We start from the raw sequence: 20,156 nt of genomic DNA on the forward strand, positions 1-20,156 counted from the left end.
GCGTCACCCGCGCACCGGGGAGGGGCAGGGATGGCAGAGGCGCAGGGCACGAACCGCGGAGTGCTCTACCCGCACCGGCTGCCCGAGTTTCACCGGATCGCGCCGACGGCAGAGCTCGCTCCGCTGGTGCGGTGGCTGTGGATTCCCGAGTGGGCGTTCCCGCCCGGGGTCGTGTCCCGTCAGGAGGTACTGCCGTTCCCGGCGTGCAATCTGGTGGTCGAGCCCGACGGGGTCACGCTCGTTGGCCCGCCGACAACGCGCTCGGAGCGGGAGCTGCGCGGCGCAGGCTGGGCGGTTGGCGCGCTCCTGCGGCCGGCCGCGGTGCCAGCGCTGTGCCCGGATCCCGCATCGATCAGGGACACGAGCATCGTGGTCGACGCGGCCGAGCTGCACGCTGCCGTGCACGCGGCAATGGCGGCCGAGCGGCCGCCGGCCCAGCGGCGGGCAGCAGCGGCCGAGCTGCTCTCGGCCTGGCTCCTCGCTCGCGTGCCGCAGCCCGACGCCGAGGCGGAGCTCGCCAACCGCCTGGCCGAGCTGCTCGCGGACCCCGCGGTGACGCGCGTCGATCAGCTCGCCGCGCAGCTCCACGCGTCAACGCGCACCCTGCAGCGCATCGCCGCACGATACTTCGGCCTCTCGCTGCACCGCATGATTCAGCGCCGACGCATCCAGGAGGCCGCAGCCTCACTCCGCGGCGACGAGGCGGGATCGGGGCATCCGGGGATCAGGATCGCCGAGCTCGCACACGCGCTCGGGTACACCGACCACGCCCACTTCTCCACCGACTTCAAGGCCGTGCTGGGGCTCACGCCGAGCGACTACCGCGCCCGCGCCCAGGCCCCCGCCCAGGCCCCCGCCCCGGATCGGGGTCACTCAGGCAGGGTGTTGCCGCAGGATGGCACGCGACACCCTGCCTGAGTGACCCCGATCCTGGGCGGACGGAGGGGGGGGCGAGGGGGGACGGGGGGGGCGAGGGGGGACGGGGGGGCGAGGGGGGACGGGGGGGGGGGGCGGGAGCCCGGGGCGCTAGAGCGTGAAGTCCGTCGCCACGCGAGCCACCGCGTACCGCTTCACGACGGCGCCAGCCGCGACGTGGTCCGGGTGCGTCGCGTACACGGCGAGACCCTCGGCGTCGTCGAAGTCGGCGACAAGCGTGAGGTCGTAATTCTCGCCGTCGAACAGCTCGTTGCGGTGCACCGCGAGCGCGCGCACCGTCGGCACGAGCTGCGGGAGGGGGGCGAGCGCCGCGGTGATCTCGGCAGCCTGCGCGTCGCGCTCGGCGCGCGTCTCGCCGTTCAGCTTCCAGGAAACAATGTGACGAAGCGTCATGGGTGCACGTTCTTTCTCGGGCCTCGCCCGAACGGTGGACGGCGCGAACGCCGGAAAAACATCGGGCTGATCCCGATCAGGTGATCCCGATCAGCGGAGGAGGCCGCCGAGCGGGCCGCGGGCGGCCTTCTCGACCGCCGCAGTGAGCCGCGCCGCGTCGACGCGCCAGATGGCGTGCTGCTTGCCGCCGATCTGCACCACGGGGATGTGCTCGGAGTGCTTCCGCGCGAGCGCAGGATCCTGCTGGATATCGAGCTCCGCGAGGGCGGTCTCGATGCCGCGCGTCGCCAACTCTGCGCGCACGCCAGCGATGACCTCGCGCGCGTCCTCGCACAGGTGACACCCCGGCTTGCCGATCAGCGTGAGCTGCACGGTGCGCATGGCGGTCGCTCCTCTCGAACGGAAGCCGGGCCGGAGCGGCCCGGGGGAAAACAAAAGGCGCCGGACCAGGGGCCCGACGCCAGCATCGATTGCGCTCGGGGCGCCTCGACTACTTCTTGTTGCGACGCTGGTGACGCGTCTTTCGAAGCAGCTTGCGGTGCTTCTTCTTGGACATGCGCTTACGGCGCTTCTTAATAACTGAACCCACGGTCACCTCACAACGTCTCTCGGGCCGCCGGATTCGTGGCCCACAAAACAGTTATTCTACTCGGCGAAACGCCGGAGCGCGAACTGAGAACGAGAAACGCCGCCTAATCGCGCAGTCGGAAGCGCGCGACGAGCTCCTTCACCCGGTTCTCGGCCCGCGCGGCGGCGCGCCCCATGCGCTCCGCGGCGGCGGCGGCCTCCTCGGGCAGCACCTCCTCCTCGCCGGCGTCGGTGAAGGCGTCATCGGACGCCGGCCCCGGCACGCGCTCCCCGTTCTCGGAGAGGTACTCGACCGTCACCTCGGTGTCGAAGCCGGCGGACAGGAAGGGGATCACGAAGTCCTCGATCATCTCGAGCGGCTCGGGGTTCAGCGAGTAGAAGCGGTGCTGCCCCTCCTCGCGCACGGTGACGAGCTCCGACTCACGCAGCACCTTCAGGTGCTTCGACACGGTGGGCTGGCTGATCTCCAGCTGAGCGACAATTTCCGACACGCTGATCTCAGAATCGCGCTGGAACCGCTCGAGCAGCACCTGCAGGATGTCGCGCCGGGTCGCGTCGGCAATGACCCCGAAGATATCTGGCATGCATCCAGGGTAGTCGTACGGGCCAGTTCTGTCCCGCATGAACCGCGCGGGGCGCACTTCACCCGCGTCCGCAGCGTGTGTACGATGTCTAAATCGAGGCGAGAACGTGAGATCCACGAGGCTCGCACCGTCACCCGAAAGTAGGCAAACCGTGGGGGCACCCGCCGTGAACCATCGCCGCGCCACCACGTTCTCGCGGCGATCCTGGCTCGGAGCGATGATCCACTCATCGCCGGCCCGGTTTGCACTGCTCGTCTTCACCGCGCTGATCCTGCTCTGGACCGCGCTGCTCTCCCTCCCGTTCGCATCGGCCGACGGGAAGGTCACGCCGCTCGCCGACGCGCTCTTCACCGCGGTCTCCGCGATCTGCGTCACCGGCCTCTCCACCGTCGACATGTCGACGCACTGGTCGCTCTTCGGCGAGCTGCTGGTGCTCGCCGGCCTGCAGATCGGCGGCATCGGCGTGCTGACGCTCGCGAGCATCCTCGGACTCACCGTGACCAGGCGCCTCGGCCTCCGCCAGCGCCTCCTCGCCGCTGGCGACACGAACCCGATGCGCATGGGGCGCGACGTCTCGGAGAGCCAGGCCGTCGGCCTCGGCGAGATCGGCGGGCTGCTGGGGTCGGTGGCGCTCAGCGTCGTGATCATCGAGGCGGCGCTCACGGTGCTCATCACGCCGCGCCTCATGGCTGCTGGCTACGACTTCCTGCACGCGCTGTGGAACGGCTTCTACCTCTCGGCGTCGGCGTTCACGAACACGGGGTTCGTTCCGCTGCAGGGTGGCCTCGAGCCGTTCGCCACGGACGTGTACCTGCTCAGCGTGCTCGCCATCGGCGTGTTCCTCGGCGCCATCGGGTTCCCCGTGATCTTCGCGCTCTACCGCTACGTGGTGGGTGGCGGCTGGCGCGCGCACAAGCGGCTCGGACTGCACGCGAAGCTGACGCTCACGACCACGATCATCTTCGTGATCTTCGGCTGGCTCGCGATCGCGGCGCTCGAGTGGAACAACCAGGCGACGCTCGGCGACCAGAACTTCGGGCAGACCATGTTCAGCGCCGTGTACATGTCGATCATGACCCGCTCGGGCGGGCTCGGGATCATCGACCCGCTCGACATGAACGGCTCGACGCTGCTCGTCATCGACATGCTGATGTTCGTCGGCGGCGGCTCGGCGTCCACCGCTGGCGGCATCAAGGTGACCACGATCGCGGTGCTGTTCCTCGCGGCCTGGGCCGAGGCGCGCGGCTACAAGGACATCCAGGCGTTCGGCCGCTCGATCCCCAACGAGGTGCTGCGCGTCTCGATCTCGATCATGATCTGGGGTGCGACGATCGTGCTCGCCGCGACGGTGACGATCATGCACATCACGGGCGAGTCGCTCGACATCGTGCTCTTCGAGGTGATCTCCGCCTTCGGCACGTGCGGGCTCTCCTCGAACCTCTCAGCGGAACTCCCCGACGCGGGGAAGTACGTCCTCATCGCCACCATGTGGGCCGGCCGCGTCGGCACGGTCACGCTCGCGGCGGCCGTCGCCGCGACGAACCGCTCACGCCTGTTCCGTCTCCCCGAAGAAAGGCCGATCGTTGGTTGATATTCGCAGTGATGCCCCCGTGCTGGTGATTGGCCTCGGGCGCTTCGGCGCCGCGACGGCCGGCCAGCTGGACCGCCAGGACCGCGAGGTGCTCGTCGTCGACACCGACCCGACACTCGTGCAGAAGTGGGCCGACCGCGTGACGCACGCGGTGCAGGCCGACGCGCGCTCGATGGAGGCGCTCCGCCAGATCGGCGCGGACGAGTTTCAGATCGCGGTCGTCGCCACCGGCTCGTCCATCGAGGCGAGCGTGCTCATCGCCGCGAACCTCGTCGACCTCGAGATCCCGCAGATCTGGGCGAAGGCGATCTCCGCATCGCACGGCAAGATTCTTGAGCGCATCGGCGTGAACCACGTCATCTACCCCGAGCGCGAGGCCGGCGAGCGCGTCGCGCACCTCCTCAGCGGCGCGATGCTCGACTTCATCCAGTTCGACAACAACTACGTCATCGCGAAGATGTACCCCCCGCGCTCGATCCGGGGGCGCACGCTCACGGAGAGCGCGGTGCGCACGCGCTACCGCGTCACGGTCGTCGGGGTGAAGACGCCAGGTCAGCCGTTCACGCACGCGACGCAGGACACGCTGATCTCGCCGCACGACCTCATCATCGTGAGCGGCACGGCCTCCGACGTGGAGCGGTTCGCCACCATCGGATAAGCAGTGCGGGATCGGGATCGCGGCGCACGCAGCGCCCCGATCCCGAGCTGCTCGTTCCCGGCGCTGCGGCTACTGCGCCTCGAGCTCCTTCGCGCGGCGCACGTTTGCGGCGAGCGCGCGATCGAACAGCTCGGGCCAGCCGCCCTCCTGCAGCACGAGCACCGACTGCTCGGTCGTGCCCTTCGGGCTCGTCACATTGCGGCGGAGCTGCGCGGGATCCTCGCCGCTCGCCTCGAGCAGCAGCGCGGAGCCGACGAGGGTCTGCTGCACGAGCTCGCGCGCCTGCTCCGGCGTGAAGCCGCGCCGCTCGGCCGCCGCGATCATCTCCTCAACGAAGAGGAACACGTACGCCGGGCCGGATCCCGACACGGCGCCAACATCGTTGATCTGGTCCTCGCGAACCACGAGCACCGAGCCAACGGTCTCGAACAGCGCGCGCACGAGCGCGACGTCGGCGTCGCTCGCGTTCGCGCCCCCGGCGATGCCCGTCACGCCGCGACCGATGTGCGACGGCGTGTTCGGCATCGTGCGCACCACGGACGTTCCCGCGGGCAGCACCGCCTCGATCGCGGCGCTCGGCACGCCGGCCGCGACGCTCACCACGATCGCGCCGGGCTCGAGCGCGTCAGCGATCTCCCGCGCCGTGTCGAGGATCAGCCACGGCTTCACCGCGAGGATCACGAGACCGGCCCCGGCCACTGCCGCACGGTTCGCCTCCGGGTCCTCGGCGACCGCCCGCGCCACCACGTCGTCGGCCCCGGCGAACTGGGCCGCGCTCGCCGCGGAGTTCGTGGTCACGCGGATGGGGCGCGCAATCGCCACCTCGGGGCCGCGGAGGCCGGCAAGGATCGCACCGCCCATCGATCCAACGCCGATCATGGCGGTCTGAGGGAGTGTCTGCTGCTGGGTCGTCGTCGCTTCGCTCACGCGAACAGTCTAGGGAGTGCGGCGCGCAGCGGCATATGGCGGTACGCCTGTGCTCGGCGCATAGAATGACCCAGAAGAGCTCGAACTCGTGACTGGAGGGCATCTGACATGAGCGCGTCAGGCGGCAGCAAGGCAATCATCGCGGCGTTCCTCGCCAATATGGGCATTGCGATCACGAAATTTATCGCCTGGGCGTTCTCCGGCTCGTCGTCGATGCTCGCGGAGGGCGTGCACTCGCTCGCCGACTCAGGCAACCAGCTCCTCCTCCTGCTCGGCGGCAAGCGCGCCAAGCAGCGCGCCGACAAGGAGCATCCCTTCGGCTACGGCCGGGTGCGGTACGTGTACGCCTTCGTCGTCGCCATCGTGCTGTTCTCCATCGGTGGCGTGTTCTCGGTCTACGAGGGCATCTCGAAGATCCGCGAGCCGCACCCGCTCGACATGTGGTGGCTGCCGCTGCTCGTGCTCGCGATCGCGATCGTGCTCGAGAGCTTCTCGCTGCGCACCGCGATCCAGGAAAGCCGCCCGCTGAAGGGCAACTCGAGCTGGTTCCAGTTCATTCGCCGCTCGAAGGCGCCCGAGCTGCCCGTCGTGCTGCTCGAGGACGTCGCCGCGCTCCTCGGCCTCGTGATCGCGTTCTTCGGCGTCGGCCTCACCGTCCTCACCGGGAACGGGCTGTTCGACGGCATCGCGACGATCGCCATTGGCGTGCTGCTCGTCGCGGTCGCCGTGATCATCGGCATCGAGGTGAAGAGTCTGCTGGTCGGCGAAGGGGCGAGCGACGAGGACGTTGCGAAGATCGAGGCGGCGCTCATGAAGTCGAAGGACATCGACCGCATCATCCACATGAAGACGCTCTACCTGGGCCCCGACGAGTTCATGGTCGGCGCGAAGATCAGCCTCGACGCCGCGCGCACCATGAACGAGGTGTCGATGATCATCAATCTTGCGGAGCGCCGCGTGCGCGAGGCCGTGCCGGCCGCACGCATCATCTACATCGAGCCCGACGTGTACCTCGACCCGTCGGTGGCGCAGCCGACGACGAGCTCGATTGTGATGCTCTCGAGCGACTAACGCGACTGATGCCACCACCTCAGCCGGAGAAATTCGGGATCTCGGGGGTTTTCACGGGAAACCCTCCGAGATTCGAGATTTCTCCTGCGGGATCGGGATGCGCGGGCGCGCGGGCGCGGGCGCGGGGTGCGGCTCCGCGTACGCCCCGCGGATGTGGGCGCGGGTGTCAGCGGCGCGACGCGAAGAACGCGCGGAGCAGCGCCACCGACTCCGTCTCGCACACCCCGGCGACCACCTCGGGCACCGGGTGCGGTAGCCGGCCGTCGCGCAGCAGATCGTACTGGCTGCCCGCCGCGCCGGCCTTCTCATCCCACGCACCGAAGACGACGCGCGGCAGGCGGGCAGCGAGGATCACACCCGCGCACATCGCGCAGGGTTCGAGCGTGACCACCAGCGTGCAGCCCGCAAGCACGCGATCCCCGAGCGCACGCGCGGCCGCCCGGATGGCAACGACCTCGGCGTGACCCGTGGGATCAGGATCGGCTTCGCGCGTGTTGCGGCCCGTACCGAGCACCGCCCCGTCGGGCCCGAGCACCACGGCCCCGACCGGGATTTCACCGTCGGCTGCGGCCTCGCGGGCCGCAGCGAGCGCGAGTTCCATCGCGGAGCGCTCCGCGGATGATGGAGGGATGGTGGGCACGGCAATAGAATAGGCGCATGCGAGTTTTCGTTGCGGACCATCCCCTGATCACCCACAAGCTGACGGTGCTCCGCGACGCGAAAACGCCGCAGCCCACCTTCCGGCTCCTCATCGAGGAGCTCATGACGCTCCTCGCCTACGAGGCGACGCGCGAGGTGCGCGTCGAGCCACACGAGATCCAGACTCCCGTATCGCCCACCACCGGCGTGCGCCTCAGCGAGCCGCTGCCGCTCGTCGTGCCGATCCTGCGCGCCGGCCTCGGCATGCTCGAGGGCATGGTGAAGCTCGTCCCCACCGCTGAGGTCGGCTTCCTCGGCATGGTGCGCGACGAGGAGACACTGCAGCCCACCACGTACGCCGAGCGCCTCCCCGAGTCGCTCGCCGGCCGCCAGTGCTTCGTGCTCGATCCGATGCTCGCGACGGGCGGCTCGCTCGCGGGCGCGATCAAGTTCCTGTTCGACCGAGGCGCCGACGACGTGACCGCGATCTGCGTGCTCGGCACCCCCGAGGGTGTCGAGGCGATCCGCGAGGCCGCCGGCGACCGCAAGGTCACCCTCGTGCTCGGCGCGCTTGATGAGGGCCTCGACGAGCACGCGTACATCGTGCCCGGCCTGGGCGACGCGGGCGACCGCCTCTACGGCACGGCATAGCCACAGCCACCCACCCCTTCTGACGCCCCGTGACGACCGGCCATGCCGGACCGTCACGGGGCGTCATTTTTCGTCACGGGTTGACACGCAGCGCAATGCTTTGCTTAACTGTGCCTTATGCATGACACCATTCGTCCCCAGTCCGCCTTCGAGGTGAACATTGGGCAAACCGGCATGATGATGGCCGGTCAGGGTGTCATGCGCTGTCGAATGTGCATGTGAACCGCTTCTGAATCGCGTTTTCACCTGCGGCCGGCTCGATCCCGAGCAGACCGCCTCCCCTGAGCAGGACGCCGCACGGCCCACCGCTCGCCCGCACTCAGCGCCTCCGCATCGCCGCCGAGGCCAGCTCCGCGAACGACCGCGGAGTGACAGCACACAAGGACATCATCATCATGAGCACCACCCAGACTCTCCGCAGCGCACGCCCCGACCTCACCGCGGCACTCCCCCCGGTCGCGACGCCCGACCGCAACGTGCCCGAGGGCACCGAGGTGCGCGGCTTCGCACTCTACGTCGGCCTCGCTGACGACAAGATCGCGGACGGCGATCCCCGTCTCGGCGAGATCGTCACCCAGATCAAGCGCCTGGTCGCCCAGCTCGCTCCCACCGCGGAGACGTACGCGGCGGTCGCGCTTGCCCCCGAGCAGACCGGTGGTCGCGACGTTGACGTTGTGCGCCTCGCGCTCGGCGATCCGGCGGCTCACGCGCGCCAGAAGCAGCACGAAGCCGCAGAGCAGGATCGCGCCGCGAGCGGCGTCACGCTCGACCTGTCCCGCAAGCGCGTGCTGCTCGACAACGTCCCTGCCGCGCTGACGTTCCGCGAGTTCGAGCTGCTGCAGTACCTCGTGCTCCGCGAGGGGCGCACGGTGAGCCGCGAGGAGCTCATCTCCTCGCTGTGGCAGGACGCGACCGACGAGGACACCCCGAGCGAGCGCACCATCGACGTGCACATTCGCCGCCTGCGCGTGAAGCTCGCCCAGTACCAGGACATCGTGCGCACGGTGCGCGGCACGGGCTACCGCTTCGACCGTCACGCCGACGTGTCGATCCTCCACACGGCGACCCCGAGCCCGGACGTCTTCTAACCGCGGGGGCATCCAGGCGCCCCAGCGCACCAGCCCCAGCGCCCAGCGCAGCTTTTGCCAGTTCGCCACATGGCTACCGTGGATTCTGCTGCCTGCGGTACGCTCGTAGACAGTTCGTACGCACAGAGGAGATCGACATGAGCACGCTGCCCCCCGAGGGTCAGGACGGCCAGCCGAACGCGGAGACGCCCGCTGAGCAGGCTGCCACGCCCGCAGCACCCCAGGCACCCGCGACGCCGGAGGCCCCCGCGGCTCCCGCGGCTCCGCAGTTCGAGGCGCCACAGGCGCCTGCGGCACCCCCGGTTCCCCCGGTCCCGCCGCAGGCACCCCAGCAGCCGGCTGCCCCGCAGTACCAGGCACCGCAGCAGCCCGCTGCGCCGCAGTACGCTGCCCCGCAGCAGCCGGCGCCGCAGTACGGCGCGCCCCAGTACCAGGCCCCGCCGGCGGCTGGCCAGTACCAGGCACCCCCGCCCGGCGGCACCCCGCAGGCACCGTACGGCTACCAGCAGCCCGTCAGCGATCCCGTGAGCAACATCACGCTGAACTACTGGCTGTCCGTATTCTTCAGCTGGATCCCGGCGCTGATCTTCTTCTTCGTTGAGAAGGACAAGGGCCACGCAGCGTCGTTCGCGTACCACCGCGAGAACCTCAACTTCTCGCTGCTGCGCGTCGGCGTCATCGTCGCGACGTGGATCCTCGGAGCCCTCCCCTTCATCGGCGGTTTCCTCGCCGTGATCCTGGGGATCGGCTCGTTCGTGCTCTTCATCTTCCACATCATTGCGGCTGCGAAGGCACCGGAGGGCTATCGTCGCGGCGAGCAGCCCGGCTTCATCTTCAACGTGCCGTTCATCAAGTAACTCCGCACGCACGCAACAGGGCAGGGTCCGAACCGAGGTTCGGGACCTGCCCTGTTTTCGTCCGCGCGGCGGGATCCTCGCGGCGGGATCCCAGCGCGGCTAGGAGACCGCGGCGCTCCCGGCGGCACGCGACGCACGCTCACGGGCCTCGCGGCGGGCCCGGCGCGCAGCCCGCCACGCGTTCCAGCGCTCCCAGAACCGAGCGAGCACGCGGCGCAGCCAGCCGAGCACGCGCCGCGCCCACGAGTACTCGGAGCCGAGCAGCGTGAGCCCGAGGAACACGATCAGCCAGCCCGGCCCGGGAAGCGGCACCAGGATCAGGCCGATCACCACGACGGCGAGCCCGAGCACCGTGACGAGCACGCGGTAGACGACGTTGAGCCAGGGCCTGCGCCGGATCCGCTCACGCCACCGGTGCATGAATCGCCCGATCCCGCGGCTCAGCCGGTGCGCGCGCGCTGCGTCATGCGCGTAGGGGTCGGTCATGCACTCGAGCCTAGGCCCCGGGTCTGTGGATCACCCGGGCAGTGTCTCCGAAATCGCTGCGTCCTCGTCCCGGTCGCGCCGACGGCGGCGGAGGACAACGAGCAGGACCCCGAGGAGTATCAGCGCCGCCGCGATACTGATGAGCGCGAAGAGCCCGGCCGCACCCGTGATCGCGAGCTTCGGCGGCTCTGGCGGGGTCGTCTCGCCGGTCAGATTCACGCCAACATCGAAGCTCAGGATCGTGGAGTCGGCGCCGTCCGCGCGCGAGCCTTCCACCGCAGCGTCCATCGCAAATCCGACCGTCACCGGCACCGTTTCACCGGCGGGGACGGCGAGTTCGGCAACGCTCACTCGGTCCGCAGAGTGCAGCGCGGCGAAGGTGTCGCTCCCAGTTACCCCTCCAATGTTCCAGAAGAGCGTGACGTCCTCTGCGAGCCGCGGGTTCGCAGCGCCAGGTGGGATCACCTCGGCGAGGTCGAGGGTCACGGAGGCGACCCCGGCTCCCGGCCCAGCGTTCACGACATTGAGCGTCCGTTCCACACGGTCTCCGGGTGACGCAGTCCGATCACCGATGAATGTCGTCTCTGCTCGCGCGTACTCCGCGCCGGTCCAGTCGAGGTGCACAGCGGGACCGTCCCACTGTGCGGTGACCACGCTCGCGGGAAGCACCTCGGTCCCCGCGGTAGTCGATGCGTCAGCGCGGGGCACCCCGGCTCGCTGGGGGTCGCTGTGCGTTGGCGTAGCGCCTGTATCCGCCCGGCCTCCCAGCGTGGGAAGCGCGTCAGCAAACGCCAGGCCAATCCCGAGCCCGAAGAGCAGAATCACCGTGAGGAATCCGGCGATGATCCGGCCGCGGGTTGAGAGCCCGTCTGAAGATTCGACCGTGAGCACTCGTGCCGATGCGGCGACGTGTTCGGTGGATCGCATGTGTCAGGCCTCGCTTCGCTGAGATGAGGTGGCTTCATGGAGAAACGCGGTGGGCCAGTCGTCCCGACGTTCCTGTGCAAAGGCGAGCTCACGCTCGCGGAGTTCGAGTTCGCGCTCGCGGAGCTCAAGCTCACGCTCGCGGAGTTCGTGGTCGCGAGCCGGACTCCAGTCAGTGGTTCCGGCATGCGCTGGGGCGCTCGAGTTTGCTGCGGGGGCAGTGTCCTGCTGGGCAGCTGTGGCCCCAGAGTGTGTCGACGCGGCTGCCCCAGAGTCGGCGGCAGCGGTTCTCGGAATCGAGACGACCGTGCTGCGAGGGCGACGGAGACCGCTGAGCAGCCAGCCGCCAACGATGAGCGCGGCCGCTCCTGCGATGAGCGCTCCGGTGTTTTCGCTCGCCCACTGACGCACCCACCCCAGGCCGGGAACACCGTAGAGGAACTTTCCGCGCACCTGCGCGGGAGAAATGGGCTCGTCGACGTCAGAGTTTGCGTCGCCTTGAGTGATGAGTCGGCAGCTGGTTCCATCCTCAAACGTGCCGACAGTCTTCCCGATCACGCGGTGGGTAATGAGTGCCGGGTCGTTCGGCTCGGGAAAGAAGGTCACGATGTCACCAACCCCGATGTCGGAGCAGACAGCCCCCTCATCAACGCCTTTCACGACCACAACGTCCCCGGGCGAGAATGTCGGCTCCATCGAGCCGGAGAGGACAGTAAGTGAGTCGCCGCCGAGGAGGCGTGGCACGACCAGGAGCGCGGCGAGCGCAGCGATGACCACGATGGCGACAGCTGCACCGACGGCGCGACCGGCGATGTGCCAGGGCGACTCGTACCAGTCAGCACGCACGGCTCGGCGCACACGTCGGCTCACTTTCGGGGCGTGCGTGCGGCTCACGGTGAGGATTCCTCTCGCTGATGGCGGTGGTCATGAGTGAAACGGGGGAGGGTGGCGCCTGGTGAATACCAGACGCCACCCGTGCCGCGATGCAGCGCGGCTGCGACGAAACTAGGCGCCGAACTGCGCGCCGGTGTCGCGCACCTGCGACAGCGAGACGGTCAGCTCGCTCAGCGCGTCGACCAGAGTGACATCAGTGCGGTCGGTGACCGTCACGTCGGTGTCCTGGTAACGGAAGTCACCGTCCTGGTCCTCGTAGAAGGACGCGTAGATGACCACGTTCAGGTCGACCGAGGTCGCGGGCATCCCGAAGACCGCGCTCTGTGCGGTGACGCCGTCAACCGCGGCTGCGGTGGAGCCGAGAATACCGTTCGTCGCATCCTCAAGGCCTGCGGCCTGACCCGCGCCAGGAGCCGAGAGGTACAGCAGCGGCGCATCAGCAGTCTTCGGGAGCACGGTCTCAGTCACGAGCAGCTGGTCGCCGTAGTACACCTCGTAGCTGTAGTTGATTCCGGTGATTGCCTCGTCGTAGTTCTGCAGGCCGTCAATGCCGACGCGTGCGACCAGGTTGTCGCCGTCGAGCGTCGCGGTGGCCTCGAAGGAGGCCGCGAGCTTGTCGCCCGGGGCGATGCGCCAGGTGTTCACGTCGTCGATCTGGTGGCCTGGCTGCGAGCCGTCAGTTGCGCCAACCGTCTCAGTCGCGTCCTTTCGGTCGTTCGAGACATCCCAGAACGAGGTGTCCTCGAGCTGCACGATGTTCAGGTCACCGGCGGTGATATTGCCACCCGAGAACGTGTCCGAGGCGGACCACAGGGCGAAGGTCGTACCGCCAGCCAGGAGCGCTGCGGCGCCAGCGGCCACCCACATCAGACCGCGACGGCGCTTCTTCTGCTCCGTCACGACGATGATCTGGTCGTTGTTCATGTTCGTCATGCTGTTTCTCCTTGGGGATGAGCGCAAAGGGGGGAGAGACCGTGGCGGCGCTCGANACGATGTTCAGGTCACCGGCGGTGATATTGCCACCCGAGAACGTGTCCGAGGCGGACCACAGGGCGAAGGTCGTACCGCCAGCCAGGAGCGCTGCGGCGCCAGCGGCCACCCACATCAGACCGCGACGGCGCTTCTTCTGCTCCGTCACGACGATGATCTGGTCGTTGTTCATGTTCGTCATGCTGTTTCTCCTTGGGGATGAGCGCAAAGGGGGGAGAGACCGTGGCGGCGCTCGACGTCAGGGTCGGGTTGGGGGGAAAAGTAAGTCATGAGTCGCGAGGCGCGATGTCGGGGTTTTGGCTTGTCACAATGGGATCTAGCGTGATGACCACGCCCGGTTCTCCGGAGGGATCGGGATAGATGTCCGCGTTCCATTCGGCCGTTGCACGAGCCCGAGTGGTGTCTTCCGCGGTTCCTTCCGCAGTGACGCGGTTCCGGTACACCCCAAGCTGCTCGAGCGCTGGCGGGTAGCCGACATCCGCGTTCCACGTCGCAACTGCGCCGTTCGCGCTGCCGTCCTCCGCAGTACCCGTGACACGAACGTCGTTGACGTAGGTGCCATCGCCTACTGAGTTCCAGTCGATTGCGACGCACCACTCGCGCACCGATTCGTCCCCGGTCAATGCTGCGCCGGGAGCTTGCAGAGTGGCGTTGTCCCCGTCAAACACGTGGACGTTCCGCGGTTCCTCGCCAGCTTCAGGTGCCGGCGTTGCCGGAACCGCCGAGCAGTCGCTGCCAGCAGCAGCCGGGTAGACCTTCAGCGTGGACAGGGCCAACACGGTTCCCGGCTGCGCGTACCCCGAGCTGAGGTCGTGAGTTTCGCCCGCGCCCGTCTGTTCGGTCACCGCGACGGAATAGTCCAGACCGGCAATCCCGAGCGCAGCGCCGCTCGCAGCGAAACGCCAGATCACAGGGTCAGCGTCGATCGTGGTCTGTTCAAGCACCTCGATCACCGTCTTCCCGGGGATGGTCACGGCCACGGGGGCGCCGCCGTCGGAGAATACGCGTTCGGTCTGGGCATCAGAGACTGCCCCGAAGCGGACTGCACCGAGAGCAACCTCGGGCACATCAGCGTCGGTCCCTGCGCTCCAGAGGGCACTCGCGGCGAGTGCTCCGGCGAGCATGACGACAACAGTGCCTCCGGTCAGGAGGGTACGTGTGCGTTTCCTCATGATGCTGCGCTCGCTGACGCGAACCCGGTGCCAGAACGCACCTGATCAAGAGTCACGTTGACGCCATCGATCGCCCACGAGTCCAGGTCCACAATTGGTTCGAGCTGGGTCCATCGATAGTCACCGAGCACGGTCACGGTCACCACGACCGTCCAGTTCGCGGTCTCACCCGCATTGCTACTCACGAGCCCAGGAACCTCGACAGGCGTGCCGAGTTCCGCTTCACCGGTTGCAGGTGCCACCGGAGTTCCTGTGGCATCTTCGACGCGGTACGTCGCGGAGACGACGCCATCGATCAGATCCTGCGTGGCGCCGTTCCCGGTCTCCACAGACAGCACCGCGTTGAGGTTTTCCCCGCGCAGTGTCGTCGTGATGGGAACGATCATTTCAATGACATCGCCCGGCATGGAATGGAACCCGTCTGTCCCAGCGGCGAGGGTGCCGCCAGCCGGCGTGGTGACGCCGGGCGTGACCTGCTTCCAGGTTCCGGAACCGTAACTCACGTTCAGATCGCCTGCGGTCACGCGGGCGCCCGAGACATCGTATTCGGCGTTCCACAGTGCGGTCGCCATCGCTCCCGCGGCAATCACACCGAGAGCCGCAAGGCTCGCGCTAGCGATCAGCTTGGTGCGGGCGCTGAGGCCCTGACGTCTCAAGCTGCGACGTTGGGTGGGCGGAGTGGAGGTCATCGTGCATCTCCAACCGTCGTATCCGCGGGAATCAGGGTGCCGCACGCCGAGAGACGGGTGCTCTCGCCCACCGGAAGCGTTTCGACAGTGCCGATGACGCCGTTCTCGCCCAGGCGAGTGTCCGTGTCCGTGACCGTGACGTCGCTGAGCACGGTGGCCCAATCGTCCGCCGAAATGTTCGCCACTTCGTAGACGAAGCAGACGGGCTGGCCGTCCATGAGCCGAGTCCCGGGAAGGGCCTCAGTCCCGGTCGCCATGATGCTGTCAGGACTGCTCGTGTCAGCGACGTCGACGAAGGCTCGCTTGGTGATCTTCACCGAGGGATCGGTGGAGAAGAGCTTGACGAGGAGCGTATTGACGACGAGCCCGTCGTAATTCGTGTCGTCGGAGGTCACCGTGTGCGCCACCGAAACCGGGGTGTTCGCCTGCACGTCGCCGGCCGCCGCGGTCACTCGGATTTTGTTCGACGAGGTCTCACCGACACCGATCGTCGCGAACGCACTGGACAGTTCCACGGCGTTGTCAGTTCCGGCTTGATCAAGCATCGCGTTGAACTTCAATTCCTTGCTGGGTGCAGGTGCACCCGCCGCGAGTGAGAATCCGTACTGTTTGCCATCGGGCTCGCCCGTCACGAGTGTGAACGATCCGGGCTTCACCGAAACCGGGTTTTGGAAGGTGATGTGCGGATCCGTGCTCGTCGCGGCTGCACGGTTCGTGAGCCCGCCGGTGCTGCGGACGCGGTCAGCCGCGATCGCAGCCGTCACCTTCGCCGAGTCATCGACTCGCGCAATGACCTCGAACTCCCGGTCAGCGCTCCCAGCAACGGGGGTCACCTGCACGCTGCGCGGGTTCAGGCGACCTGCATCGATCGTTTCGGGCACCGCGTCTGCGGTAACATCGACCACCGCTGCGGTCACCGAATCCGGGTTCAGCGGCAGCGACGACTTCACGGTGTAGTGAAGATCGCGCGCCAACGTCGGATCGTTCTGAGTGCTCTGCTGATCGATCGTCAGCTCGGGCCGGCAGCTTCCACTGAAGCCCACCATGCGGGAGTACTGTGACGACTGGCCGCTCTCGCTGCCGATCGTTTGCATGCGGATGTAACCGCCGGCGATGCCAGTGTCAGCATCAACGATCGTTGCGGTGTCGGTGTTCCCCACCACAGTCGAGGGGAACTCCTGCGGGCCGACAGGGAGGTCAAGCAGCAGCTTGGCCGAGGATCCCGTCACGCCTTCGACACGGCCGAGGTACACCTCTGCGGTGCGATCCTGGGTCCAGTACAGGTCAAGATCAACTTTCTCAGCGGGGAACGGACCTGCCGTCGGGGCTACGGTATCCAACGTTGCGACACACGCGGGCACATCGGCCGGCAGCGGGGACTCGACTTGAATCGAGCCTGCTGGGGCTGCGGTGGTGAGCACGGTCGCGTCGGTGGTCGGGTACCAGGTGGTCACTCGTCCATTCGCGTTGGTCTGGTTGTCAAGCAGCGCGTTCGATCCATCGCGCGTCTCCTCCGCGACGCCTGGGCGCGCCTGCGAGCCGCTCCGCGCCCCAAAGGTGTTGCGTTCGACGCTCACGTCGCCCGTGTTCTGCAGGTAGACGGAGTTGGTGGTGTATCCGTTGAAGTAGTTGTTCGCGATGCTGAGATCGCCGGCGCTGCCGCTTGTGGTGTTTCCGTTCCAGCTCACGGCGTAGCCGTGTCCACTCGTCGCACGAACGAACTTGTTTCCCGAGATGACGTTCGTTCCGGCGAGGGGGCCGTATGGGAGCGCAATGAATGCGTTCGTGTAGGACAGGCCACCCGATCCCTGCACATTGATGAACTCGTTGTCAGTGATGTTGATGTTCGAGGCCTTCACGCTGTAGCTCGCCGACGTCCCCGTCGTGAACGGGAAGGACACCTGGTTCGTAAGGTTTGACACGAATGAGTTCGTAAAGGTGAAGCCGTTCACCACGACATTTTGGTTGCGCGGCAAGAACTGCATGAGACTCGTGCGGCAGCCGGAGCCATCGCCTGAGTTGCAGGACCCGCCGGTGGTGTACGTCACCCGCACGTTGTCGATGACCACGTTTTCGATGGGCGTCGAGTTCTGCGCATTGAAGTAGAAGAGGCCTGTGGCCGTGCCTGCGTCGTAGAACCCCTGCACGCGGTAGTTCTTGAGCGTGATGTCCTTTGCGCCTTCACGGAAGACGATGAACCGCTCAGGGCCGTAGTGCGCCTGGGTGACCGAGGAACCACCATCGATTGTGACACCGTCGGCCTTCGGGCCCATCACGAAGGACGATTCCCCTGACAGCACCTGCGTCACATTCTGGAAGACGATGTTCTTGCCGTTGGCGTGGAACAGCGCACCACCGGTATCCCGGGTGGCCTCAACCGTGATCTGGTTCTTGAGGTCGATCGTGACGGGAGCCGTCACCAGAAAGTGCGCCCCACCGTCCTGGTTGGAGACGGACCCGGTCTGCATGTACTGGTAGCCCGACGCGACCGGATCGATGTTTCCCGTGAACCCGGACGCAGGCGTGATCAGGATCTCGCCCGGTGCACGATTGAGCGCGTTTGACTCTTCGAGTGCAGCACGGAGCGTGCAGGTTCCCGCTGCAGTCGCGCAAACGCCGTCGCCTGGGTTCGCGTCCTTCGCGTTCGCCGTGACGTCTGCGGAGTTCAGGTAGAACGTGTAGCTCACCGCCTGCGCATTCGCTGCGGGCATGAACGGAGCGAGCGCAAGCGCAAATGCTGCTGCGAGTGCGACAATCACCCGACCCCGCGGGCGGGCTCTCAGGGGAATGGCAGGATTCACACCGCGGCTGCGGGAAACCCCACGGTTCATTCGATCGCGCATCTGCTGCGGTGTTCCTTTCCGTGCTGCATCTCATGACTCTGATGCAACGATCCTCACGCCGGAACAGCCGCCTTTCGTATGCCATAGGAGTTTTTGTGGCAGGACTGAGTACTCAAAGCGCGCAAGTGGAGCCCGCGAGTCGCTGAATTCTGGGTACCGCGCTCGCGTATCGCGTTCGGCTTCCTGAGTAGGGCTTGAGCGCCAGGCGACGGCACCTACAAGACCGACCGTGCACTCAGCGGAGATCCCGAATTACCCCGCACGATGCCAGAGCCACCGCGTCCGCATCCTCTTCACCGAGAGCGACCACCTCACGGAACGACACAAGCCCCCTCTGGGATTCTTCCCAGAGGGGGCTTGTGTGCTTGTGGCGGAGGATGGGGGATTTGAACCCCCGAGGGCGTGAACCCAACACGCGTTCCAGGCGTGCGCCATAGGCCGCTAGGCGAATCCTCCTTACTGGCTCGAAGGCCAGCGGGCACCAGTCTAGCGTGTTCGTGAGGCTCCGCCGAACCGGACCGCGCACCGGCGAGGCGCGGAGGCCTCCCCAGGGGGCACCTGACCGTATGGAGCGCGACGCAGTGCGTTCCCAGCGCGCGCAGGTGCGCGGCAGAACACCCCTCGCTGGCGGAGTTTCCTGCGAGTTTCTTGAACGGCGGACTTCGTTACCAGCACTGGGATATCGCCCTTAAATCTGCGCAGAACCCCCTCCGTGAAGCGGAAAAGAACTTGAACGTAACGGAACGGTAACGCATACTGGTTGAGGCGCTCGGGCCCGTCCCGGCGCTTTTTGTTGGACAACCCCCGGAGTGTAACGCGTGAATGTTTCTGCCAAGGCTTTTATTGTGAGCTTGGTCGCTTCAGTCACTTTTGCACTCGGAGCAGCACCCGCGGTCGCAGCACCACCGGTCGAGGATTTCTCCCCAGCCTCGGTTCTCCCCGCGACAACGGTCTCTCAGACTCTCGATACGACGGGAGCCGGCCTCGCTGGTGAGAGCATCGACTCCGTGCTGCACATCGAAGAGGTTGCACAGGTGCCACACGGCTTCGATGTTGCCGCGACAATCGCCCTCGCTGAGAGCGAGATCGGCACCAGCCGTCCGACCGGCTGGAGCCAGCCGGGTGAGTGCATCATGTCCGCGCAGCGTTGGATCAAAGCCGGCGGTGGCGCGTGGACCGGTGGCGGTGACCCCGTTGCCAACTACACCGGTGCCACCCGTATGACACTCGAGACTGCGGCCCCCGGCGATGTCATCCAGTACGAATACGCGAGCTCCCCCACCTCCTGGGTGACTGGCGTGCACACCGTACTGATCACTGAAGTCAACGAAGACGGCACGTTCACCATCGTCCAGTCCAACAGCCCAGGCGGTTCAGGCCTCGTCACCGAAGAGAAGAACTGGACCCCGAAGCCCCCCGCTGGTTTCCAGTCTGCGGTCTGGCGCTTCTAAGACCTCCGGGCGCCCCCGAGCGCCTCAGCGTACACGTCCAGCATCACCCGGCTCTGAGCCGACTGCAGGAACCGCGCCCCGTCCGCCTCGGCGACGCGCAGCGTCCCCGCCCGAAGCTCCGCGACCGCGCTGCGCAGCGTCTCTGCGAGCGCGCCCACCGTGCCAGCCGGTACGCGCCACTCGGGCTGCACGGCGACGTCGTCGGCGATGTTCGGGTCGCAGAAGATCGTGGGGGTCCCGAGCGCGGCGGCCTCAAACGGCGTGAGCCCCTGTGTCTCGAACCCCATCGAGGTCTGCACGAGCGCGTCGGCGTCGCGCATCGCGGCGAGCGCCTGCGCGTACGACACCGGTCCAGGGACCGTCACCCGATCCTCGAGGCCGTGCGCCGCGATCCGCTCGCGCACGCGCGGTAGGAGCAGGCCCGCCCCGTGCAGCGCGACGTCGGCGTCGATGTTCGCCTCCGCGATCGCGTCGATGAATTCGAGGATGCGCTTCTCGTGGCTCATGCGGCCGAGCCACACGAGCCGCGGGCGGCTGCGCGGATTCCGCGGCAGCTCGCGCGCAGCAGCGATCGCCTGATCGTCGACCCCTCCGGGGGTCACGCGCACGTCCGCTGCGACCGCGTGCGCGCGCAGCTCGGCGGCGAAGTGCGCGGAGGGCGCGGTCACGACGTCCGCGTCGGCGGCGAGCTCGGCGAGGAAGCGCCACGCACCACGCGCCGCGC

Annotated in this window: 22 protein-coding genes, 1 tRNA gene and 1 pseudogene; 8 read left to right on the plus strand and 16 right to left on the minus strand. The window is 67.5% G+C overall.

Annotated features, from left to right (window positions below):
- Positions 1–30 precede the first annotated feature (30 nt).
- Positions 31–918: a helix-turn-helix transcriptional regulator gene (locus tag EGM46_RS02350; RefSeq protein WP_125098563.1), complete on the plus strand. Its 888-nt coding sequence runs from the start codon at positions 31–33 to the stop codon at positions 916–918.
- Positions 919–1,026: 108 nt separating this feature from the next.
- On the opposite strand, the gene EGM46_RS02360 is transcribed toward EGM46_RS02350, so the two are convergent.
- The 4 genes from EGM46_RS02360 to EGM46_RS02375 form a co-directional block, all read right to left on the minus strand.
- Positions 1,027–1,329: a Dabb family protein gene (locus EGM46_RS02360; RefSeq protein ID WP_125098564.1), complete on the minus strand. Its 303-nt coding sequence runs from the start codon at positions 1,327–1,329 to the stop codon at positions 1,027–1,029.
- Between the two features lie 90 nt (positions 1,330–1,419).
- On the minus strand, positions 1,420–1,710 hold the full coding sequence (locus tag EGM46_RS02365; RefSeq protein WP_125098565.1) for a glutaredoxin family protein: 291 nt from the start codon (positions 1,708–1,710) through the stop codon (positions 1,420–1,422).
- Between the two features lie 109 nt (positions 1,711–1,819).
- Positions 1,820–1,918 (minus strand): 30S ribosomal protein bS22, encoded by a 99-nt coding sequence (locus EGM46_RS02370; protein ID WP_005504750.1) that lies wholly within the window; start codon positions 1,916–1,918, stop codon positions 1,820–1,822.
- A gap of 103 nt (positions 1,919–2,021) precedes the next feature.
- Entirely contained in the window at positions 2,022–2,501 is a 480-nt protein-coding gene (locus EGM46_RS02375) for an ArsR/SmtB family transcription factor (RefSeq protein ID WP_125098566.1), read from the minus strand.
- Positions 2,502–2,718: 217 nt separating this feature from the next.
- Between EGM46_RS02375 and EGM46_RS02380 the strand changes: the two genes are divergently transcribed.
- Both EGM46_RS02380 and EGM46_RS02385 read left to right on the plus strand, forming a co-directional pair.
- A complete protein-coding gene (locus EGM46_RS02380; protein WP_125098644.1) occupies positions 2,719–4,092 on the plus strand; it encodes a potassium transporter TrkG in 1,374 nt (457 codons plus the stop codon).
- Positions 4,085–4,750, plus strand: coding sequence for a potassium channel family protein (locus EGM46_RS02385; RefSeq protein ID WP_164512789.1), 666 nt, complete (start codon positions 4,085–4,087; stop codon positions 4,748–4,750). The genes EGM46_RS02380 and EGM46_RS02385 overlap by 8 nt, the downstream gene beginning before the upstream one ends.
- Before the next feature lie 69 nt (positions 4,751–4,819).
- Here EGM46_RS02385 and proC read toward each other — a convergent pair whose 3' ends face one another.
- Complete coding sequence (gene proC / locus EGM46_RS02390) at positions 4,820–5,629, minus strand: pyrroline-5-carboxylate reductase (RefSeq protein ID WP_125098645.1); 810 nt, start codon at positions 5,627–5,629, stop codon at positions 4,820–4,822.
- A 156-nt stretch (positions 5,630–5,785) separates the two neighbouring features.
- Between proC and EGM46_RS02395 the strand changes: the two genes are divergently transcribed.
- Positions 5,786–6,748 (plus strand): cation diffusion facilitator family transporter, encoded by a 963-nt coding sequence (locus tag EGM46_RS02395; protein WP_125098567.1) that lies wholly within the window; start codon positions 5,786–5,788, stop codon positions 6,746–6,748.
- Positions 6,749–6,914: 166 nt separating this feature from the next.
- On the opposite strand, the gene EGM46_RS02400 is transcribed toward EGM46_RS02395, so the two are convergent.
- Positions 6,915–7,349 carry a nucleoside deaminase gene (locus EGM46_RS02400; RefSeq protein ID WP_125098646.1) on the minus strand — a complete coding sequence of 145 codons (435 nt, stop codon included), beginning with the start codon at positions 7,347–7,349 and terminating at the stop codon, positions 6,915–6,917.
- A gap of 56 nt (positions 7,350–7,405) precedes the next feature.
- On the opposite strand from EGM46_RS02400, the gene upp reads away from it, so the two are divergent.
- The 3 genes from upp to EGM46_RS14665 all read left to right on the plus strand — a co-directional run bounded on the left by upp (position 7,406) and on the right by EGM46_RS14665 (position 9,983).
- Complete coding sequence (upp, locus tag EGM46_RS02405; protein WP_125098568.1) at positions 7,406–8,038, plus strand: uracil phosphoribosyltransferase; 633 nt, start codon at positions 7,406–7,408, stop codon at positions 8,036–8,038.
- Between the two features lie 395 nt (positions 8,039–8,433).
- Positions 8,434–9,126, plus strand: coding sequence for a winged helix-turn-helix domain-containing protein (locus tag EGM46_RS02410; RefSeq protein ID WP_125098647.1), 693 nt, complete (start codon positions 8,434–8,436; stop codon positions 9,124–9,126).
- A gap of 137 nt (positions 9,127–9,263) precedes the next feature.
- On the plus strand, positions 9,264–9,983 hold the full coding sequence (locus EGM46_RS14665; RefSeq protein ID WP_164512790.1) for a DUF4870 domain-containing protein: 720 nt from the start codon (positions 9,264–9,266) through the stop codon (positions 9,981–9,983).
- A 99-nt stretch (positions 9,984–10,082) separates the two neighbouring features.
- Here the strand turns inward: EGM46_RS14665 and EGM46_RS02425 are convergent, their stop codons facing one another.
- The 9 genes and pseudogenes from EGM46_RS02425 to EGM46_RS02465 all read right to left on the minus strand — a co-directional run bounded on the left by EGM46_RS02425 (position 10,083) and on the right by EGM46_RS02465 (position 18,437).
- Positions 10,083–10,469 (minus strand): TIGR02611 family protein, encoded by a 387-nt coding sequence (locus tag EGM46_RS02425; protein ID WP_241156134.1) that lies wholly within the window; start codon positions 10,467–10,469, stop codon positions 10,083–10,085.
- Between the two features lie 30 nt (positions 10,470–10,499).
- Positions 10,500–11,396, minus strand: coding sequence for a hypothetical protein (locus EGM46_RS02430; protein WP_125098571.1), 897 nt, complete (start codon positions 11,394–11,396; stop codon positions 10,500–10,502).
- 3 nt (positions 11,397–11,399) lie between these two features.
- Complete coding sequence (locus tag EGM46_RS02435; protein ID WP_164512791.1) at positions 11,400–12,287, minus strand: signal peptidase I; 888 nt, start codon at positions 12,285–12,287, stop codon at positions 11,400–11,402.
- Between the two features lie 111 nt (positions 12,288–12,398).
- Positions 12,399–13,220 (minus strand): alternate-type signal peptide domain-containing protein, encoded by an 822-nt coding sequence (locus EGM46_RS02440; RefSeq protein ID WP_125098573.1) that lies wholly within the window; start codon positions 13,218–13,220, stop codon positions 12,399–12,401.
- A 76-nt stretch (positions 13,221–13,296) separates the two neighbouring features.
- Positions 13,297–13,458: pseudogene (locus EGM46_RS15165) on the minus strand (SipW-dependent-type signal peptide-containing protein); the annotation flags it as partial.
- Positions 13,459–13,543: 85 nt separating this feature from the next.
- Positions 13,544–14,257 (minus strand): hypothetical protein, encoded by a 714-nt coding sequence (locus EGM46_RS02450; RefSeq protein ID WP_125098575.1) that lies wholly within the window; start codon positions 14,255–14,257, stop codon positions 13,544–13,546.
- 188 nt (positions 14,258–14,445) lie between these two features.
- Positions 14,446–15,138 (minus strand): hypothetical protein, encoded by a 693-nt coding sequence (locus tag EGM46_RS02455; RefSeq protein WP_125098576.1) that lies wholly within the window; start codon positions 15,136–15,138, stop codon positions 14,446–14,448.
- On the minus strand, positions 15,135–17,849 hold the full coding sequence (locus EGM46_RS02460) for a hypothetical protein (protein WP_125098577.1): 2,715 nt from the start codon (positions 17,847–17,849) through the stop codon (positions 15,135–15,137). Before EGM46_RS02460 ends, EGM46_RS02455 begins: the two co-directional genes overlap by 4 nt.
- Before the next feature lie 500 nt (positions 17,850–18,349).
- Positions 18,350–18,437: transfer RNA gene (locus tag EGM46_RS02465), tRNA-Ser, on the minus strand.
- A 551-nt stretch (positions 18,438–18,988) separates the two neighbouring features.
- Here EGM46_RS02465 and EGM46_RS02470 point away from each other — a divergent pair.
- Positions 18,989–19,432 carry a CHAP domain-containing protein gene (locus EGM46_RS02470; protein WP_241156135.1) on the plus strand — a complete coding sequence of 148 codons (444 nt, stop codon included), beginning with the start codon at positions 18,989–18,991 and terminating at the stop codon, positions 19,430–19,432.
- On the opposite strand, the gene EGM46_RS02475 is transcribed toward EGM46_RS02470, so the two are convergent.
- The coding region (locus tag EGM46_RS02475; protein WP_125098649.1) for a glycosyltransferase at positions 19,429–20,156 on the minus strand (728 nt) is incomplete at its 5' end. The genes EGM46_RS02470 and EGM46_RS02475 overlap by 4 nt on opposite strands.

Origin of the sequence: Leucobacter chromiireducens, from assembly GCF_003917135.1 — a bacterium.
In the GTDB taxonomy this organism is placed as follows: Bacteria; Actinomycetota; Actinomycetes; order Actinomycetales; family Microbacteriaceae; genus Leucobacter; species Leucobacter chromiireducens_A.

What these genes read in the sequence shown, in the direction of transcription:
- EGM46_RS02350 (WP_125098563.1), top strand. Translation starts at nt 31, where the DNA reads ATGGCAGAGGCGCAGGGCACGAACCGCGGAGTGCTCTACCCGCACCGG.
- EGM46_RS02360 (WP_125098564.1), bottom strand. Translation starts at nt 1,329, where the DNA reads ATGACGCTTCGTCACATTGTTTCCTGGAAGCTGAACGGCGAGACGCGC.
- EGM46_RS02365 (WP_125098565.1), bottom strand. Translation starts at nt 1,710, where the DNA reads ATGCGCACCGTGCAGCTCACGCTGATCGGCAAGCCGGGGTGTCACCTG.
- EGM46_RS02375 (WP_125098566.1), bottom strand. Translation starts at nt 2,501, where the DNA reads ATGCCAGATATCTTCGGGGTCATTGCCGACGCGACCCGGCGCGACATC.
- EGM46_RS02380 (WP_125098644.1), top strand. Translation starts at nt 2,719, where the DNA reads ATGATCCACTCATCGCCGGCCCGGTTTGCACTGCTCGTCTTCACCGCG.
- proC (WP_125098645.1), bottom strand. Translation starts at nt 5,629, where the DNA reads ATGATCGGCGTTGGATCGATGGGCGGTGCGATCCTTGCCGGCCTCCGC.
- EGM46_RS02395 (WP_125098567.1), top strand. Translation starts at nt 5,786, where the DNA reads ATGAGCGCGTCAGGCGGCAGCAAGGCAATCATCGCGGCGTTCCTCGCC.
- EGM46_RS02400 (WP_125098646.1), bottom strand. Translation starts at nt 7,349, where the DNA reads ATGGAACTCGCGCTCGCTGCGGCCCGCGAGGCCGCAGCCGACGGTGAA.
- upp (WP_125098568.1), top strand. Translation starts at nt 7,406, where the DNA reads ATGCGAGTTTTCGTTGCGGACCATCCCCTGATCACCCACAAGCTGACG.
- EGM46_RS02410 (WP_125098647.1), top strand. Translation starts at nt 8,434, where the DNA reads ATGAGCACCACCCAGACTCTCCGCAGCGCACGCCCCGACCTCACCGCG.
- EGM46_RS14665 (WP_164512790.1), top strand. Translation starts at nt 9,264, where the DNA reads ATGAGCACGCTGCCCCCCGAGGGTCAGGACGGCCAGCCGAACGCGGAG.
- EGM46_RS02425 (WP_241156134.1), bottom strand. Translation starts at nt 10,469, where the DNA reads ATGACCGACCCCTACGCGCATGACGCAGCGCGCGCGCACCGGCTGAGC.
- EGM46_RS02430 (WP_125098571.1), bottom strand. Translation starts at nt 11,396, where the DNA reads ATGCGATCCACCGAACACGTCGCCGCATCGGCACGAGTGCTCACGGTC.
- EGM46_RS02440 (WP_125098573.1), bottom strand. Translation starts at nt 13,220, where the DNA reads ATGACGAACATGAACAACGACCAGATCATCGTCGTGACGGAGCAGAAG.
- EGM46_RS02455 (WP_125098576.1), bottom strand. Translation starts at nt 15,138, where the DNA reads ATGACCTCCACTCCGCCCACCCAACGTCGCAGCTTGAGACGTCAGGGC.
- EGM46_RS02460 (WP_125098577.1), bottom strand. Translation starts at nt 17,849, where the DNA reads ATGCCCGCAGCGAATGCGCAGGCGGTGAGCTACACGTTCTACCTGAAC.